At 64.9% G+C, this 14,358-nt stretch carries 15 protein-coding genes and 2 pseudogenes; 13 read left to right on the forward strand and 4 right to left on the reverse strand.

What is annotated here, in order from left to right; genetic code table 11:
* Positions 1 to 144 precede the first annotated feature (144 nt).
* From ACIQGZ_RS22665 to ACIQGZ_RS22685, 5 genes and pseudogenes are all read left to right on the forward strand, one after another.
* Positions 145 to 1,032: pseudogene (locus ACIQGZ_RS22665) on the forward strand (ISAs1 family transposase); the annotation flags it as partial.
* Between the two features lie 588 nt (positions 1,033 to 1,620).
* Entirely contained in the window at positions 1,621 to 1,860 is a 240-nt protein-coding gene (locus tag ACIQGZ_RS22670) for a hypothetical protein (RefSeq protein WP_402604782.1), read from the forward strand.
* A gap of 193 nt (positions 1,861 to 2,053) precedes the next feature.
* On the forward strand, positions 2,054 to 3,301 hold the full coding sequence (locus ACIQGZ_RS22675; RefSeq protein ID WP_402604522.1) for a glycosyltransferase: 1,248 nt from the start codon (positions 2,054 to 2,056) through the stop codon (positions 3,299 to 3,301).
* Positions 3,298 to 3,948 (forward strand): NUDIX domain-containing protein, encoded by a 651-nt coding sequence (locus ACIQGZ_RS22680; RefSeq protein WP_402604524.1) that lies wholly within the window; start codon positions 3,298 to 3,300, stop codon positions 3,946 to 3,948. The genes ACIQGZ_RS22675 and ACIQGZ_RS22680 overlap by 4 nt, the downstream gene beginning before the upstream one ends.
* Positions 3,949 to 4,036: 88 nt before the next feature.
* The gene (locus tag ACIQGZ_RS22685) at positions 4,037 to 5,227 is read left to right on the forward strand and encodes a glycosyltransferase (protein ID WP_402604526.1); all 1,191 of its coding nucleotides are present in this window, start codon (positions 4,037 to 4,039) and stop codon (positions 5,225 to 5,227) included.
* Here ACIQGZ_RS22685 and ACIQGZ_RS22690 read toward each other — a convergent pair.
* Positions 5,207 to 5,500 carry a hypothetical protein gene (locus ACIQGZ_RS22690; protein WP_402604527.1) on the reverse strand — a complete coding sequence of 98 codons (294 nt, stop codon included), beginning with the start codon at positions 5,498 to 5,500 and terminating at the stop codon, positions 5,207 to 5,209. The genes ACIQGZ_RS22685 and ACIQGZ_RS22690 overlap by 21 nt on opposite strands.
* Positions 5,501 to 5,908: 408 nt before the next feature.
* Here ACIQGZ_RS22690 and ACIQGZ_RS22695 point away from each other — a divergent pair.
* Positions 5,909 to 6,073, forward strand: a pseudogene (locus ACIQGZ_RS22695) (DDE-type integrase/transposase/recombinase); the annotation flags it as partial.
* Between the two features lie 81 nt (positions 6,074 to 6,154).
* Here the strand turns inward: ACIQGZ_RS22695 and ACIQGZ_RS22700 are convergent.
* The 3 genes from ACIQGZ_RS22700 to ACIQGZ_RS22710 all read right to left on the reverse strand — a co-directional run bounded on the left by ACIQGZ_RS22700 (position 6,155) and on the right by ACIQGZ_RS22710 (position 7,184).
* Positions 6,155 to 6,292, reverse strand: a complete 138-nt coding sequence (locus tag ACIQGZ_RS22700; protein ID WP_402604798.1) for a hypothetical protein — start codon at positions 6,290 to 6,292, stop codon at positions 6,155 to 6,157.
* 137 nt (positions 6,293 to 6,429) lie between these two features.
* Complete coding sequence (locus ACIQGZ_RS22705) at positions 6,430 to 6,849, reverse strand: transposase family protein (protein WP_402604530.1); 420 nt, start codon at positions 6,847 to 6,849, stop codon at positions 6,430 to 6,432.
* Entirely contained in the window at positions 6,846 to 7,184 is a 339-nt protein-coding gene (locus ACIQGZ_RS22710) for a hypothetical protein (RefSeq protein WP_402604533.1), read from the reverse strand. The genes ACIQGZ_RS22705 and ACIQGZ_RS22710 overlap by 4 nt, the downstream gene beginning before the upstream one ends.
* A gap of 335 nt (positions 7,185 to 7,519) precedes the next feature.
* Here ACIQGZ_RS22710 and ACIQGZ_RS22715 point away from each other — a divergent pair, with 335 nt between their 5' ends.
* The 7 genes from ACIQGZ_RS22715 to ACIQGZ_RS22745 all read left to right on the forward strand — a co-directional run bounded on the left by ACIQGZ_RS22715 (position 7,520) and on the right by ACIQGZ_RS22745 (position 14,356).
* Positions 7,520 to 8,227: an NTP transferase domain-containing protein gene (locus tag ACIQGZ_RS22715; RefSeq protein WP_402604535.1), complete on the forward strand. Its 708-nt coding sequence runs from the start codon at positions 7,520 to 7,522 to the stop codon at positions 8,225 to 8,227.
* 50 nt (positions 8,228 to 8,277) lie between these two features.
* Positions 8,278 to 10,215 carry an asparagine synthase (glutamine-hydrolyzing) gene (gene asnB / locus ACIQGZ_RS22720; protein WP_402604537.1) on the forward strand — a complete coding sequence of 646 codons (1,938 nt, stop codon included), beginning with the start codon at positions 8,278 to 8,280 and terminating at the stop codon, positions 10,213 to 10,215.
* 77 nt (positions 10,216 to 10,292) lie between these two features.
* A complete protein-coding gene (locus ACIQGZ_RS22725; RefSeq protein WP_402604784.1) occupies positions 10,293 to 10,880 on the forward strand; it encodes a CDP-alcohol phosphatidyltransferase family protein in 588 nt (195 codons plus the stop codon).
* Positions 10,877 to 11,392, forward strand: a complete 516-nt coding sequence (locus ACIQGZ_RS22730; protein ID WP_402604539.1) for a thiamine pyrophosphate-binding protein — start codon at positions 10,877 to 10,879, stop codon at positions 11,390 to 11,392. Before ACIQGZ_RS22725 ends, ACIQGZ_RS22730 begins: the two co-directional genes overlap by 4 nt.
* Position 11,393: 1 nt before the next feature.
* Positions 11,394 to 11,933 carry a thiamine pyrophosphate-dependent enzyme gene (locus tag ACIQGZ_RS22735; RefSeq protein WP_402604542.1) on the forward strand — a complete coding sequence of 180 codons (540 nt, stop codon included), beginning with the start codon at positions 11,394 to 11,396 and terminating at the stop codon, positions 11,931 to 11,933.
* Between the two features lie 28 nt (positions 11,934 to 11,961).
* Positions 11,962 to 12,903, forward strand: coding sequence for an isocitrate lyase/phosphoenolpyruvate mutase family protein (locus ACIQGZ_RS22740; protein ID WP_402604545.1), 942 nt, complete (start codon positions 11,962 to 11,964; stop codon positions 12,901 to 12,903).
* On the forward strand, positions 12,887 to 14,356 hold the full coding sequence (locus ACIQGZ_RS22745; protein ID WP_402604547.1) for an aldehyde dehydrogenase family protein: 1,470 nt from the start codon (positions 12,887 to 12,889) through the stop codon (positions 14,354 to 14,356). The genes ACIQGZ_RS22740 and ACIQGZ_RS22745 overlap by 17 nt, the downstream gene beginning before the upstream one ends.
* Positions 14,357 to 14,358: the final 2 nt, after the last annotated feature.

The following is a 14,358-nucleotide window of genomic DNA, read 5'->3' on the forward strand; positions in this document are numbered from 1 at the left end:
TGGGAGACCGTTCCTGCCGACGCATCACCGCTGATCCCGCCTGCCCTTGACCAGCTCCGCGAGCGACCCGGCGTCGGGCCCGGGGAGGTACCCGGCCTGCTGGAGCGGCTGGCTCAGGTGCCGGACCCGCGCGACCCGCGCGGCGTGCGGCACGCACTGGCGGTCGTCCTCGCCCTGACCGCGTGCGCGATGCTGGCGGGGGCGACTTCCCTGCCGGCGGTCGGCGAGTGGATCGCGGACGCACCGCCGCATGTGCTGGAACGGCTCGCTGCGCGGCCCGATCCGGTGCTGCCACGGCGGCTGTTGCCGGCGGACGCGACGGTCCGCCGACTGCTGGCCCGCATCGACGCGGACGCCCTGGACCGGGCGGTGGGCGGCCGACGCGCCGATCGCCGGCTCGTGCGCGCGGGACTGCGCGGCCTGTCCGTCGACGGCAAGTCCCCGCGCGGCGCGGCCAGGGCCCGGGGACGGAAGGTCCACCTGCTCGCGGCGGTGGAGCACACCACCGGGCTGGTCCTGGCCCAGCCCGCCGTCGGCGGGAAGACCGGTGAGACCACCTGCTTCCAGCCACTGCTGGATACCGTCGCCGGCCTCGCCGGGACGGTGGTCACCAGCGACGCCCTGCACACCCGGCGCGCGCACGCCGGCTACCTCCTGGGTCGCGCCGCCCACTGCATCGCGATCGTCAAGGGCAACCAGAAGAAGCCGCGCAAGCAGCTCAAGTCCCTTCCCGGGCAGGACAGCCCGCTCCAGAGCCGCACCCGCGGCACCGGCCACGGGCGTGCCGAGATCCGCCGGATCAAGGCCGCGACCGTGAACAACCCGCTCTTCCCCGGCGCCTGCCAGGCCGTCCAGATCAAGCGCCGCCGTACCGACCGCAAGACCGCCAGGACCACCATCGCCACCGTCTACGCGGTGACCAGCCTGACCGCCGAACAGGCCGGCGCCGCCCGGCTCGCGCAGCTGATCCGGGACCACTGGAAGACCGAAGCCCCGCACCACGTCCGCGACACGACCTTCGCCGAGGACGCCTCCCAGCTGCGGACCGGCAACGCGCCCCGCGCGATGGCGACCTGGCGCAACCTCGCCGTCGGCGCCCTGCGGCTGAGCGGCGTCACGAACATCGCGGCCGGTCTTCGCCACAACGCGCGCGACGCCCGCCGACCCCTCACGCTCCTCGGCCTCACATGATCACAAAACGAATGCCCTCCGACTACGCCGAAGCCCTGGGGGCCGCCCCGCTGCGTTTGCGCCTGATGCGCGAGGGATGTCCGTTGCCGTGCAGGTTGCTGATAACAGCGTGGTAACGCTTCCCGGGCCGCCCGCGAAAGGGTTGCGAAAGCGTTACCCGGACCTGTACGTTTTCGACAGCTCGATCCGGTAGGCGCTTCCGTAAATCCCTTACTCGTACGTATTCAGCGGGATAGTTGATCTTGGATGTTGGTCGGGCCGGGATTGTGCGGCCGGTTGGGTTTGTGAAGCGATGCGGCTTCCGACCGATGCGGGTATGTGAGGTGACCTCAGGCAGGTATGCGCCGTCCGCCCGCACGTCACCAGATTCCGTCCGGGATTGAAGGAGAGGTCTTTATGGAGTAGTTCGCGGTCCGCGTCGAGACCCGCATCGACAACAACGTCGGCGACATCCAGTACTCGCACGATTCCAATCGCGACCGCAGCGCCCACATTATCGCCGCCGGCTCCAATGCTGATGAGGCGCTCGACATGGCCACGGCCGCAGCCAACGCTGTCGAGTGCGTCTGGATCGACGCTGCAAGGCAGGCCGAATATGCTCATCCTCCGCACGTCGCCCACCTCATCGCGGCTCCTCGGGTACCTTCGCGAACCGGGCGTGTTCGATGACGAGGCAGTTGTCGAGATGTCATACCGCCTTGGTCTCGTTCTTGCGCCAGGAGAAAGACGATGAGCCGTGGAAAATACTGCTGATGGTGGGAGTGCGGAGACATGCCAGATTCGTATGTCGGCTGTCACCGGTCAGGAAAAGCCTGGCTTTCCAAGTCCTATCGGCTGGCTAACAACTGAAGGAGAAGCTCCAATGGATGCCAGTACGAGTAAAATCGAACCTGACAATGACTATCTGATTCGCTTTCTCAGCGACTGGAGTTACAGGACTGAGGCCTTTCGGATAACCGATAAAACCGTCGACGAGAACATCACAGATCCCGAGGCCATCCTGGAACTCGCCCACGGTGACAGGATATTTGCGGAATTGGTAGCTTATCTCGCGGCCTCGAAGAGAGTCGTGAGGAATATCGCTAAGCCATTGAGCCTCGGCATCGTCTTTGCCGTTTGGAAGGAGGCTCGGCGACTACAGCCGCGAACAGACCTGAATCCAGCAGGAGAGGACGCCCTCAGAGCAAAGGTTGCCGAGCTCAACTGGCTGTTCGAGGGCAGTCCGGTTTCCTGGACACTCTACGTGGTCGATGATGAATGCCCCGAAGGAAGTCTAGAAGTCGCTCGAGCAATCATCGAGGAGGAGGGATTTGGTTCAATCGAGCTGCTGCGCCTTCGCGATGCACTGCCATCCCCAAATATTCCACTGAAGAAGCTGAAAAGCGCCGAACTCTCTGTGAAAGGCGGTGCTGTCATACTTGGCCTGGAGCGGGCGGCCGCAGACAACCACGACTACGCCATGTTCACAGATTGCGACAACAGCAACAGCCTGGGGCAAATCGGGTTGCTTTTGCAGCCACTTTTGGCCGGCGACGTGAGAGTTGCAATCGGAGATCGCAGGTCAACGCGCGTTTCGCATTGGCAGGAGTCACGAGAGAGCGAGTCGACCGCCAACTACACACTGAAGCGTGTACGTCAGCTTCTTGAATTCGACCTGATACTGCGAGACGTGACATGTCCGTTCAAGATGTTCGAGCGGGAATACCTGATCGACATGCTAGAAGGGCTCGACGTATTCGACTTCTGCGTCGACTACGACATGTTGGGGTATGTGAAGAGCAAGGGAAGCGATCTTGCGATCGTTCCTATCGTGTCCCTTGACTCCGAAGCGGAGACGACTTGGATCGCCCTCAGTAATGCGAATGTCTGGTGGCAGAAACTGAAGGGGTTCGTCCACGTAGTCGAGAAATACGGGCTACCACACAACCGAAAAGGGGCCGAACTCGTCAGGAAGCACTTGGGATCTTTGGACAATGTCAAAGCAGTGCTCCGAGCAGGCGAACGGGGTGTCGTCCTTGGCGGACGGCAACTGAGCCCCGCAGAACAGCTCAAGATGAACGTAGACGAGGTTGATGACTGGTTGCAGTCCATTTTGGTTAGCGCATCGTGAGCGCGCGTCATGAGGCAGCCAACGTAAAGGACGATACCAATGGCATCGACGATGTACAGATCCTGCATGTGGCAAGTGAGCCGGCTTCAAGGGAAACAACCAGGTATAATGTAACTTATACTTCTCCGATATCTGAGCATGCACTGTCGGTGAATTGCATCGATCTTCCTGATCTGGCTGCCGTTATCCCATATTGTCGTGAGACTCGGACGATTTACCTTATTGAACAGGTTCGCCCGGCGCTCTTTGCGAAGCATGGCTGGAAGACTGATGTGGAACTTCCCGCCGGTTTCGTAGATCAAGGAGAGACACCCACAGAAGCTGCGGCGAGAGAGCTAGAAGAGGAGACCGGCTTCACATCTCTTCAAACGACGCCTCTGTGCGAGTTCGTAATATCCCCGGGCTTCACTGGTGAAAAGACGTCGTTATTCCTTGCATTGGTCGAACCGCAAATAAGTACCGGCTATTGGTTCAAGACGGTCGACGGAGAAATGTTGAAGATCCTCGAGGTGAAGCTGGAAGATGTTCCGGCGCTTCTTGAGAGAAATCAGATACATAACGCGCTGACCTGTCTCGCGATGAACTGGTGTTTGGCTCATGTAGAGGTCCTCGATGGAACCGATGTGCAGCGAGATGGGCAATTCTGACACCGGTCAGTTCCGGGACTTCCACGTCAACGATGGATCGGTTGAACGGTCGATGGCAGAGGCAAGAGGGGATTGATCCATGCAGGGCATGTCTGTCATCGTGCCGACTTACAACCGCGCGGAATTGCTGTCGAGCACACTCGAGAGTCTCCGCCTGCAGCGAACGGACGATGACGTTCGGTTTGAGGTGATCGTTTGCGATGATGGCTCGTCCGACAACACGCGCGAGATTGTCGACCGATACGCCGGGCAGCTCGATCTCAGGTATGCATGGCAACCAGATCGTGGCCATCGGGTGGCAGCGGCCCGTAACATGGGAATCGCTCTTGCCCAGTACTCGGTGATCGCCATGATTGACTGCGGAGCGTTAGCAAGTCCGTCGTTCGTTCAGCAGCACTACTTACTCCACCGACCTTTTGTTTCGGGGCTTGAAGCCTCCCCGCTCGCTGTCATTGGGAACACGCGCGGATATCGTCTCGATCTCGATGACTCAAGCGTCGGCGCCCAGGTGATCCTCCATAGCCCAGTCGACGTTGCACTCGAGCTGGCAGCGTCTGATCCGCGGTATGAGGATGACCGCACGCAAGATGCTGCCCGTATGAAGTTCGGCGATCTCTCCTGGCGGCAGTTCTGGACAACGAACGTCTCCGTTCCAACAACTGTTGTTCGGTCGGCGGGCGGATTCGACACCGCCTTTGAGGGCTGGGGTGGGGAGGACATCGAACTCGGCTTTCGGCTTGAACAACACGGCGCCCAGTTCGTCTGGGCGGAGGACGCTTGGGCACTCGAACTGCCGCAGCCCCGAGAGCACGGCGCCAACAGAGTCACGAACTACCGGAATCTGCGTCAGTTTCTGGTAAAGCATGAACACATCGACATCGAGCTGTATGTCGGCGCGAAAGAGTTGGGCAAGCCTTTCGCTGAGGTGCTAGAACGATTCAGGCATTGGCAAGGACACGAGGCCGAAGCCCACGCGCCTTGGTGGCCCATGGTGCGAGCGGATGTGGCGCGCGGGGTCGTCGAATTTGACGCGGTCGCAGCTCCCGCCACTCCATCGGTACAGATCGGGGAGGCGGTCACGACGCTCCCGGCAATCGGGATCCATACGCCATTCAGTGACGCGCAGTTTGCGCTCGCGAAGGTTGCGCCTCGAATTGCAGGACTTTGGGAGGATTGGGGCGAATTGCTGATGGTGGAGGCTCGCCGAATTGGCCGAGACGTCCATCTGCCGCCGACCGTTGGGCTTCGAGCACCGGCGCTAGACGAGGAACCACGGTAAGAACGTACGTAATACGAGGTGGGTGCGCTGGTGGCGGGTGCGCCCGGACCCGCGCAGCGTCTTGCCGTCCGCGGCCGGCACTCGCCGCGCCGGCGCCCGCTCGCGCGCACTCTTCGCCCGGCGGTGCGTCTCGCGTTCGGCCGCGACGTGCGCGGGGATCTTGGGCGTCCCGGCGCGTCCGAGCCGGTGGGTCGCGTAGCGTCCGACGGCTTCGAGCAGTGCGCCGGGATCGACGGCCGCGACCAGTGTGCGCACCCGCTTCTCGCTGGGCACGATGTGCCGGCCAGTTTGCCGGTCAGCGCCCGCTCGACGACCTGGTCGGCGGGTTTTCCGCGCAGGCGCGGGATGAGGGAACATGGGCGTGCGGGCACGAACCCTCCACGATCGATACGGTCTCAGCAACCTCCGATCCTGCGGATTCATGCCCGTACGTCAACTCGGATACTGACGGGCAGTCACAACGGGGAAAGCCACACCACACCAGTCCCAAGAGCGAGAACGCCGGGGCCCTGGGCCGTGTGCCGCCACTGCCACACCGCGATCCACGCCGGACGCATCTCCCAACCGCTCAAGGAATGACCTCTGGAGAGCGGGATGCCCGGAAACGGGCACGTTCCGTTCGGGAAGGGGCCGTCGGAAAAGGACCCGAACCACGGGCACCTCGCTGGCGGCCTACTTCACCCCACGTCCGAGGGCTGGCTGTATCTGGCCACGGTTATCGACCTGTGTACTCGTGAGGTGGTGGGCTGGTCGATGGCCGAACACATGGGCGCGAGCCTGGTGATCGATGCGGTCGGTATGGCGCACGCCGCCGGCCGCATCGAGGGCAACGCGATTTTCCAGACACCCGCGCAAGCACGCGTGAGGTGTGGTCAACCAATCGCCCTCGCGGCATGGATCAAACGTGTCGGAGATCCAGGGGTTACTTCAGTCCTCACCGGGTTCGATCTTGCCGCCGGGCATGTAGAAGGCATCCCGGCCGATGCTGCGGACGTTGAGCAGCCGACCGTTCCGGATGTGGATCCAGCTGACGGTTGTGAGCGTTCGCGGGGTCGTGGTGTTCACCGTGGCTGCTGGCCTCTCATTCCACAGGGTCGTTACGCCGGGCCGGACCGGTCGGCGTCAGGCGTTTGAGGATTCTCGTTGGGTGTCGACGTGTGTAGCGAGCGCTACACGGCGCAGTGAGGTTTTCTCAGCGGTGATCATTTCCGGATTTTGTTGAGGATGAGGGCGGCGCGTTCTCCGAGTGCGCGGATGCCTCTGATCAGGCTGTTCGTGGTGCGGGTGTCGGCTTGCAGGGCCTGTTCGGAGTGGCCTTTGGGGCGGCGGACCGGGACGTGGATGCCGATGCCGGCACCGATGTGGCCCTTGTCCGCGAGGGTCGGCAGGCCGTCGGCCGCTGCCTTGTGGAGCGCGGGGAGCGCGTGGATGCGGGCGGCGGTGATGTCGGGGGTGGAGCCGGGCTCGACGTCGGAGACCCACAGCGGGGTGCCGTCAGGGGCCGCGAGGAACCGCGCGTTGCCCCCGAACGCCTTGTGCTTCTGGCTGAACCACAGGTCGTTGCCGTTCTCCCGGACGCCGGCGAAGCGGTCCGTTTCGACGAGTGTGCCGTCGAGGATCACGTGGGACTGCCCTGGCGTCGGCAGCGGTGAAGGACCTCGTGCAGGTCGGGGGCCTGGTCGGCCAGGACGTCGATGCCTTCGTGGAGGTAGCGGTAGCCGGTGGCCTGGGAGACGCCGGCGTCGCGGGCCAGGCAGTGCACGCAGCCCCGCTCGCGGAACCAGCGCAGCACCAGCACGGCCTGCCGGAACGGCCCCGGCGCCCGCGAGCCCCCCGGAGTGCCGATCCCACGGCGGTGGGCGGCCGGCAGCCGGGCGAGGTACTCCACCACGTGGCGCGGGACGTCAAGCGTGGCAACATAGGTGACCAACGTGAAGCCTCTGGTGGTTGCGGACATGATCTTGTGGTGAGACCTGTCCTACCAGGGGATTCACGTCTGCTTGCACTCGGATTCGACCAATTCGACTCGCACCCGAGCCGGCGCTTCACACCACTTCGCGTAGATCATTTCGCTGAGAAAGCCTCAGCCGCTGCCGTGGCGTGATCTTACTTGGCTGCTGTGCATACAGCCACGCACGAAGACAGCATGAGGTCTGATAGTCGGGCAGAGGTCCTCAATCAGCCGAAGTGCCATAAATCAGTGGTCGAAGAATGGGCCTTTACGGACTCCCCGCCAGTCAGTACAGTGATGTACCGCTCACTAAGAGGCGCCGTACTTACGGGGAATAACAGGTGACAGATCGTCGTGCCGTCCTGCTCTGCGCAGGTCGGGGTACTCGTGCCCGCGGTATTACCGAAGGGCAACCCAAGTGCTTGATTCAGGTTGGCGGCAGGACGCTGCTCTCGCGGATGCTAAGTCAGCTCATTGCGAACGGTGTGGACGACGTGCATGTCGTCGTCGGGTACGAGGCTGATCAGATCTTGAAGGAGGTCGGAGATCGCGCGACTCTGCACTACTACGAGGGGTTCGAGCGCACCAACAACCTCTGGACTCTGGCGGCGAACGCTGACCTGCTGCGCGGGCGCGACTGCGCGGTCTTGTTCGGGGACGTCATCGTGTCCGACCAGGCCGTGGCGGATCTGTGGTCCGGGCTTCGCGGCGTAAATCTGCTGGTTGACCAGACCTCGAGGCTGGCCGGCACGATGCGGGTTAGGCGTGCGGGCGACGGCGTGGTCGAGATGGGCAACCACATCGCCCCGGCCGAGTCCGACGGGAACTACGTGGGTCTGATGACCGTCCGAGCGGGGGCGTCGGACGCGCTCGCCGATGCCGTGCGTGAGGAGATGCTCGCCGGTCGCGGGCAGGACGCCTACTTCACCACCGTCATCGAGGGGATCAGCGCGAGCGTGCCGGTCTCGTTCGTGGATGTGGCGAGCGGGTCCTGGGCCGAGATCGATGACGGGGACGATTACCTGCTGGCCAAGCAACGCTTCGAATAGCGCCAGGGGATTGACGAGGAACGGAATACACCAGAGGGGAGCAGGCACCGATGTGTGGGGTTGCAGGAGTCTTCGAGACTGACGGAAAGCCGTTCGAGGACATCGAACTACTCAGGGCGATGACAGACTGTCTCGTTCATCGCGGGCCTGATGAGACGGGCATGCATGTGAGCGGGACCGTGGGGTTCGGCTTTCAGCGTCTGAGCGTCATCGACGTTCCGCACGGGCACCAGCCGATGGTCGACGAGGCGACCGGCGTGGCCCTGGTCTTCAACGGCGAGGTCTACAACTACCGCGAACTGCGGGCCCGGTTAGAGGGGCTCGGCCGCCGGTTTCGCACCTCGAGCGACACCGAGTCGATCCTGCAGGGTTACCTCCAGTGGGGTGAGCGGGTCGTCGACGAGCTCGTGGGCATGTTCGCCTTCGCGATCCACGACCCTCGCGCCGAAACGCTGATACTCGCCCGGGACCGGCTCGGAATCAAGCCCCTGTACTGGGCGCGGCTGGGTTCTCAGATCGTCTTTGGTTCGGAGATGAAGTCGATCTTCGCGCATCCGGACTTCCACCGAGTTCCCGACCTCGACGGGATCTCGAGTTACTTGACGTTCCGCCAGCCTGTGTGGGGAGTGGGCTACTTCGAGGGCATGGAGAAGGTCCTGCCCGGCCACATGCTCACGATCAAGGGCGAGGAGGTGAGGGCCCGGCAGTACTGGAGTCTTCCCGTACCCGAAATCGACCACTCCCTCTCGGAGGCCGAATGGCTCGAGCGCGCGGACCATCTGCTGGAGAAGTCGATACGCAGGTGCATGGTCTCTGAGGTCCCGCTGGGCGCCTACCTCAGCGGCGGGCTCGATTCGAGCCTGATCGTCGCGATGATGGCCCGGATGAGCGATCAGCCGATCAAGACCTTCTCGGTGGGTTACGGCGACGGCGCCTATGACGAGGGGCGGTTCGCCGAAGCGGTCGCGAAGGAGGTCGGCACCGAGCACCAACACATCGTGGTCGGCCAACAGGAGTACCGCGAGGGCCTGATCCCGCTCATCCGGCAGCGTGACGCGCCGCTGGCGATCCCGCAGGAGATCGCGGTTCTCGAGCTCTCGAAACTGATGAAGCACGAGATCACGGTGGCCTTGTGCGGTGACGGCGCGGATGAGTTGTTCGGCGGTTACGGGCGGGTCATGCGCTCGCCGCTGGACTGGAAGAAGATCAGGGCCCTGCAGACGGTCCTGCCCGCAGCGGCCGCCGGACGGCTTGCCGCCGGGCACGGCCCGAGCCAGACGTCGATTCTCGCCAATCTCGATGTGCGCTCGCATCTCGACCATTTCTACCGGGTCTACAACTGGGTGCCGTTCGAGGAGAAGCACCAACTGTTCACCGCCGAAACCCGCGCCGCGCTCAACGGCGACCGCGCCACCCGAGAGCCGTTCGAGACCTCCTTCGCCCGCACCCGCGGCGGTGACCCGTACGACTCGGTGCTGCATGCCTTCCAGCATCTGCACATCGGCGCGATCCTCGACAAGGTCGACACGATCGGCATGGCAGCGAGTATCGAGGGACGAGTGCCGTTCGTGGACTCCGAGCTGATCGAGACCTTCGTGCGGATGCCGGTCAAGTACAAGATGCGCTGGAACAGCCGCTGGTCCCAGGCCCGGTCCCTTCTCACCCCCGCCTTCTCGGCTTCCGAGAGCCTGGACACCACCAAGACGCTGCTGCGCTCGTTGGCCGGGCGTTACCTGCCGCGCGAGCTGACGCAGCGAAAGAAGATGGGCTTTCCCACGCCGCTCGACGACTGGATGCGTGCCGGAATGCTCGATGAGGCCAAGGCAGTCCTGCTCGACCCCGCAGCCACGCGAAGGGGAATCTTCGATCCGCGCCGGATGGAGCGGTTTCTCTCGACCCCGCAGAATCTCGACCACGATTTCTACGGCAAGAAGGTCTGGATGTACATGAACGTCGAACTCTGGCTGCAGAACGTGGTCGACGCGTGATCTAGCGGAGCACGCGCGCCGATCCCGCCGCGCAGGCCAATCCGACCATTCTCTCCCCGCTGACAGACTGGGCGAATCTGTGCACCCTCACCGGAGTGGTGAGCGGTCTGCTCGGCATCCACTTCGCGGCCCAGCACAAGCTTCCTGCGGCTGCCGCGCTCGGGGTGATCGCCGTGATCCTGGACTGCTTCGACGGGCCGATCGCACGCAACACGAGGAACCGCGCCCCGCACCTGCCCGCGCTCGGTCTTCAACTCGATTCGCTGGCCGACGCGATCTGCAGCGGCGTCGGGCCGGCAGTGCTGGTCCCGGCGGTCGGCAAGTGGCATGCGCAAGTGCTGATTCCAGCCGGGCTGATCGTCGTCGCCGGGGTCACCCGGCTCGCCTACTTCAACATCCACGGCCTGTCCGGGGGCAAGCTCACCGCATTGCCGATCTTCTACAACCCCGTGGTCGTGGCCGTCGTGCTCGTCATCCCCTGGGAGGCGGCACCGGGAGCGGCGGTCGCGGGCGCCGTCGCGGCCGGATGCGCGGTCGCGATCCTCAACGTGGCCCCTTTCACGGTGCCCAGACTGCGCGGTCGCTACTTCCAGTGGTTCCTGGTGCTCTGCGTCGCACTGACCACCGTGTTGTTCATCTACGCCGCGAAAGGACTTGGATCATGACTCAGGCTTCGCCGGATGTCGCCCTCGCCGTGCTGCGGCGGCTGTCCGTACATGGCTTCGACTTCGCTACCGGTGTGCCCTGCTCGCTGCTCGGCGGCCTGTTCCGGTACCTGGAGTCGCCTGCGGTCACGGACGAACTGGGGTTCGAGTACGTCTGTGCGCCGCGGGAGGACACCGCGGTCGGAATCGCGGCCGGCGCCAGGCTCGGCGGTCGCAAGCCCGTCGTGCTCATGCAGAACTCGGGGCTCGGCTACAGCCTGAACTCCTTCACCTCGCTCACCCAGATCTACGGGCTCAACCCGCTGGTCATCATGAGCTGGCGCGGCTTCGACGGCACCGATGCGGTCGAGCACGACATCATCGGGCGCCAGTTGACCGCCATCCTCGACGCGGCCTGCTTCGGCCACGTGGTCCTGGACCCGGCCGACCCGGCCAAGGCGATCGACGAGGCGGCCGACCGCTACGACGACGGCAACCAGCCGGTTGCCGTCCTGATCACCTCGGGGGTCTGACGTGCAGTACGAGGACGTGTTCCGATCGGTGCTGCGCGCCTTTCCCACGGCAGCGGTGATCTCCACCTGCGGCCACATCTCACGCGACCTTTTCAACCACGACGACCGAGACGGCAACTTCTATCTCGTCGGATCGATGGGGATGGCCGCCCCCGTCGCGGTCGGGGTCGCCGCGGCCCGTCGCGACCAGTTGATCGTGGTGTTCGACGGGGACGGCTCGTTCGCGATGAACACCGGCGGGATGCTGAGTGTCGCGGCGTCCGGAGCCAAGATCCTTCATGTCGTCCTGGACAACGGAGTCCATGGCAGCACGGGCGGCCAGCGCACCATGTCGTTCCAGGACCCTGTCTCGGCTGCGCTCGCCTTCGGATATCGCCGGGCGGTGCTTGTCGACAGCCCTGACCACGACTGGTCCTCGCTCGACACGCTGCCCGCTTTCGCCTGGGCGAAGGTCGAGCCGCGCAACGCCCCCGTCGGCGGGCGCGTCGTGCACACTCCGCACGAGCTGCGCGACCGCTTCGCCCAATACCTCTCTGCCTGATTTCACATCCTGTTCAAGGAGAGCTTAGATGTCGCATGCCAAGTCCCTGCGTGCCTTGTTACACGGCTCTGAACTGACCAAGGCGGCCGGCGCACACAACCCGCTCACGGCGCAGCTGGTCGAACGCGCCGGCTTCGATGTCGTCTGGGCGAGCGGGCTCGAGATCTCTGCGTCCCTGGGCGTGCCCGACGCCAACATCCTGAGCATGAACGAGGTCCTCGCCGTCGCCCGCGCGATGGCCGAGAAGGTCACCATTCCGGTGCTCGCGGACTGCGACTCCGGCTTCGGCGGCATCGGTAACGTCGCCCACATGATCCGCAGCTACGAGGCGGCGGGCATCCAGGGCGTGTGCATCGAGGACAAGACGTTCCCGAAGCTCAACAGCTTCGTCTCGGGCAACCAGGCGCTGGTGCCGATCGAGGACTTCGCCGGAAAGATCGCGGCAGCCGTCGCGACCCGCGCCAGCGAGGATTTCGTGGTCGTCGCCCGCATCGAGGCGTTCATCTCCGGCTTCGGCCTGGAGGAGGCGCTGCGCCGTGCGCAGGCCTACGAACTCGCCGGGGCGGACGCGCTGCTGATCCACTCGAAGCAGAAGACTCCCGACGAGATCTTCTCGTTCTGCGACGCCTACGACGGCGCTCTGCCGATCGTTGTCGTCCCGACGACCTACAACAGCGTGACGATGGAGCAGTTGAAGGCCGGCGGGGCGGCGCTCGCGATCTACGCGAACCAGGGTTTGCGGGGCGCGATCAACTCCACCCTCCAGGTCTACAAGGCCATCCTGGCCGGCGGGTCGGCCGCCGCCGTCGAGGACCAGCTCGCTCCGCTGAGCGAGGTCTTCGGTCTGCAGGGGGTCGCCGCTCTCCTGGCCACGGAGGACCGGTTCGAGTCGATCGGCAAGGACATCGCCAAGCAGGTCCTCGAGGGTGGGGGAGAGGGGCGGGGGAAGGCCGATGTCCTCGGGCATTGAGACGAGCGCCGTGAAGTCGTGGGTCGGCGCGCATCTGGTCGGTGGGGTGCGCGTCGAGGACGGTGTGCTGCTGGAGAAGGTCAACCCGGCCCGTCCGGGAACCGTGCTCGGCCGGTTCCCCGTCGCGGGTCAGGAGACCGTCGAGCGTGCCGTGATGAGCGCGCACGGCCGGCTGGCGGCGTGGCGTGAGACGGGCCCGATCGCGCGCGCCGACCTGCTCCACGGGCTCGCGGCCCTGATGGAGCGCGATCGCGCCGAGCTGGCCGCGCTGATCACCACCGAGCATGGCAAGACCAGCGCGGAGGCGGCGGCGGAGGTCGCCAGGTCGATCGAGATCGTCCGGTTCGCGGCGGGTATGGGTCGGCGGCTGGGCGGCCGCACCCTGCCGTCCGACAGCCCGAACACGTGGAGTTCGACCAGCCGCCACCCGATCGGTGTGGTGGCGCTGATCACGCCGTGGAACTTCCCACTCGCCATCCCCGTCTGGAAGCTCGCTCCAGCGCTGGTGGCAGGCTGCACCGTGGTGATCAAGCCCTCGCCGCTGGCTCCGTTCACCGCGCAGCGGCTGGTGGAACTGGCCCATGAGGCGGGAGTTCCGCGCGAGGTGGTCAATCTCGTGCACGGCGGCGGCGAAGCCGGTACGGCTCTGGTCGAGCATCCGCTGGTGCGTGGAGTCTCGTTCACCGGCAGCGTCGAGGTGGGCCGGCACGTCCAGACGGTCGCGGCGGCCTCGTTCACCAGGACTCAGCTGGAGCTGGGCGGCAAGAACGCGGTCTTGGTGCTCCCGGATGCCGATTTGACGAAGGCGGCCGACGCGATCGCGCACGGCGCGTTCGGCCAGGCGGGCCAGCGTTGCTCGGCGACCAGCCGGGCGATCATCCACGAGGACGTGTTCGACGAGATGGTGCAGTTGCTCGCGGTCCGGGCGGGCGCGCTGCGGGTGGGCCCGCCCGATGACCCGGGTACCGACCTCGGCCCGCTGATCAACGACACGAGCCTCAAGCGCTGCCTCGACGCGGTCGCCGACGCCGTGCGCGACGGTGCCCGGCTGCGGGCCGGCGGAACGGCCGTCGAGACCGAGGATGGAGGCTATTTCATGGCGCCGACGGTGATCACCGACGTGGCGGCGGACGCCGCGCTGGCGACCACCGAGATCTTCGGTCCGGTGCTGGTGGCACTGCGCTGCCGGGACTTCGACGAGGCCTTGGCGATCAACAACTCCGTCCGCTACGGGATGTCGGCGACGTTGTTCACCGGCAGCCTGAAGCTGATCGGTCGCTTCCTGGCCGAGGCCGAGGCCGGCATGCTGCACGTCAACCGGCCGGGCGTCGGCGCGTTCCCGCACATGCCGCACATCGGGACGAAGGAGTCGCAGGCGGGGCCCGCGGAATGCTCGGATGACGCGTTTGAATTCTTTACCGAACTCAGGACGGCGACGATCGGTGTCGGCTGAGC

The sequence above is a fragment of the Streptomyces sp. NPDC092296 genome, from assembly GCF_044755465.1.
In the GTDB taxonomy this organism is placed as follows: domain Bacteria; phylum Actinomycetota; class Actinomycetes; order Streptomycetales; family Streptomycetaceae; genus Peterkaempfera.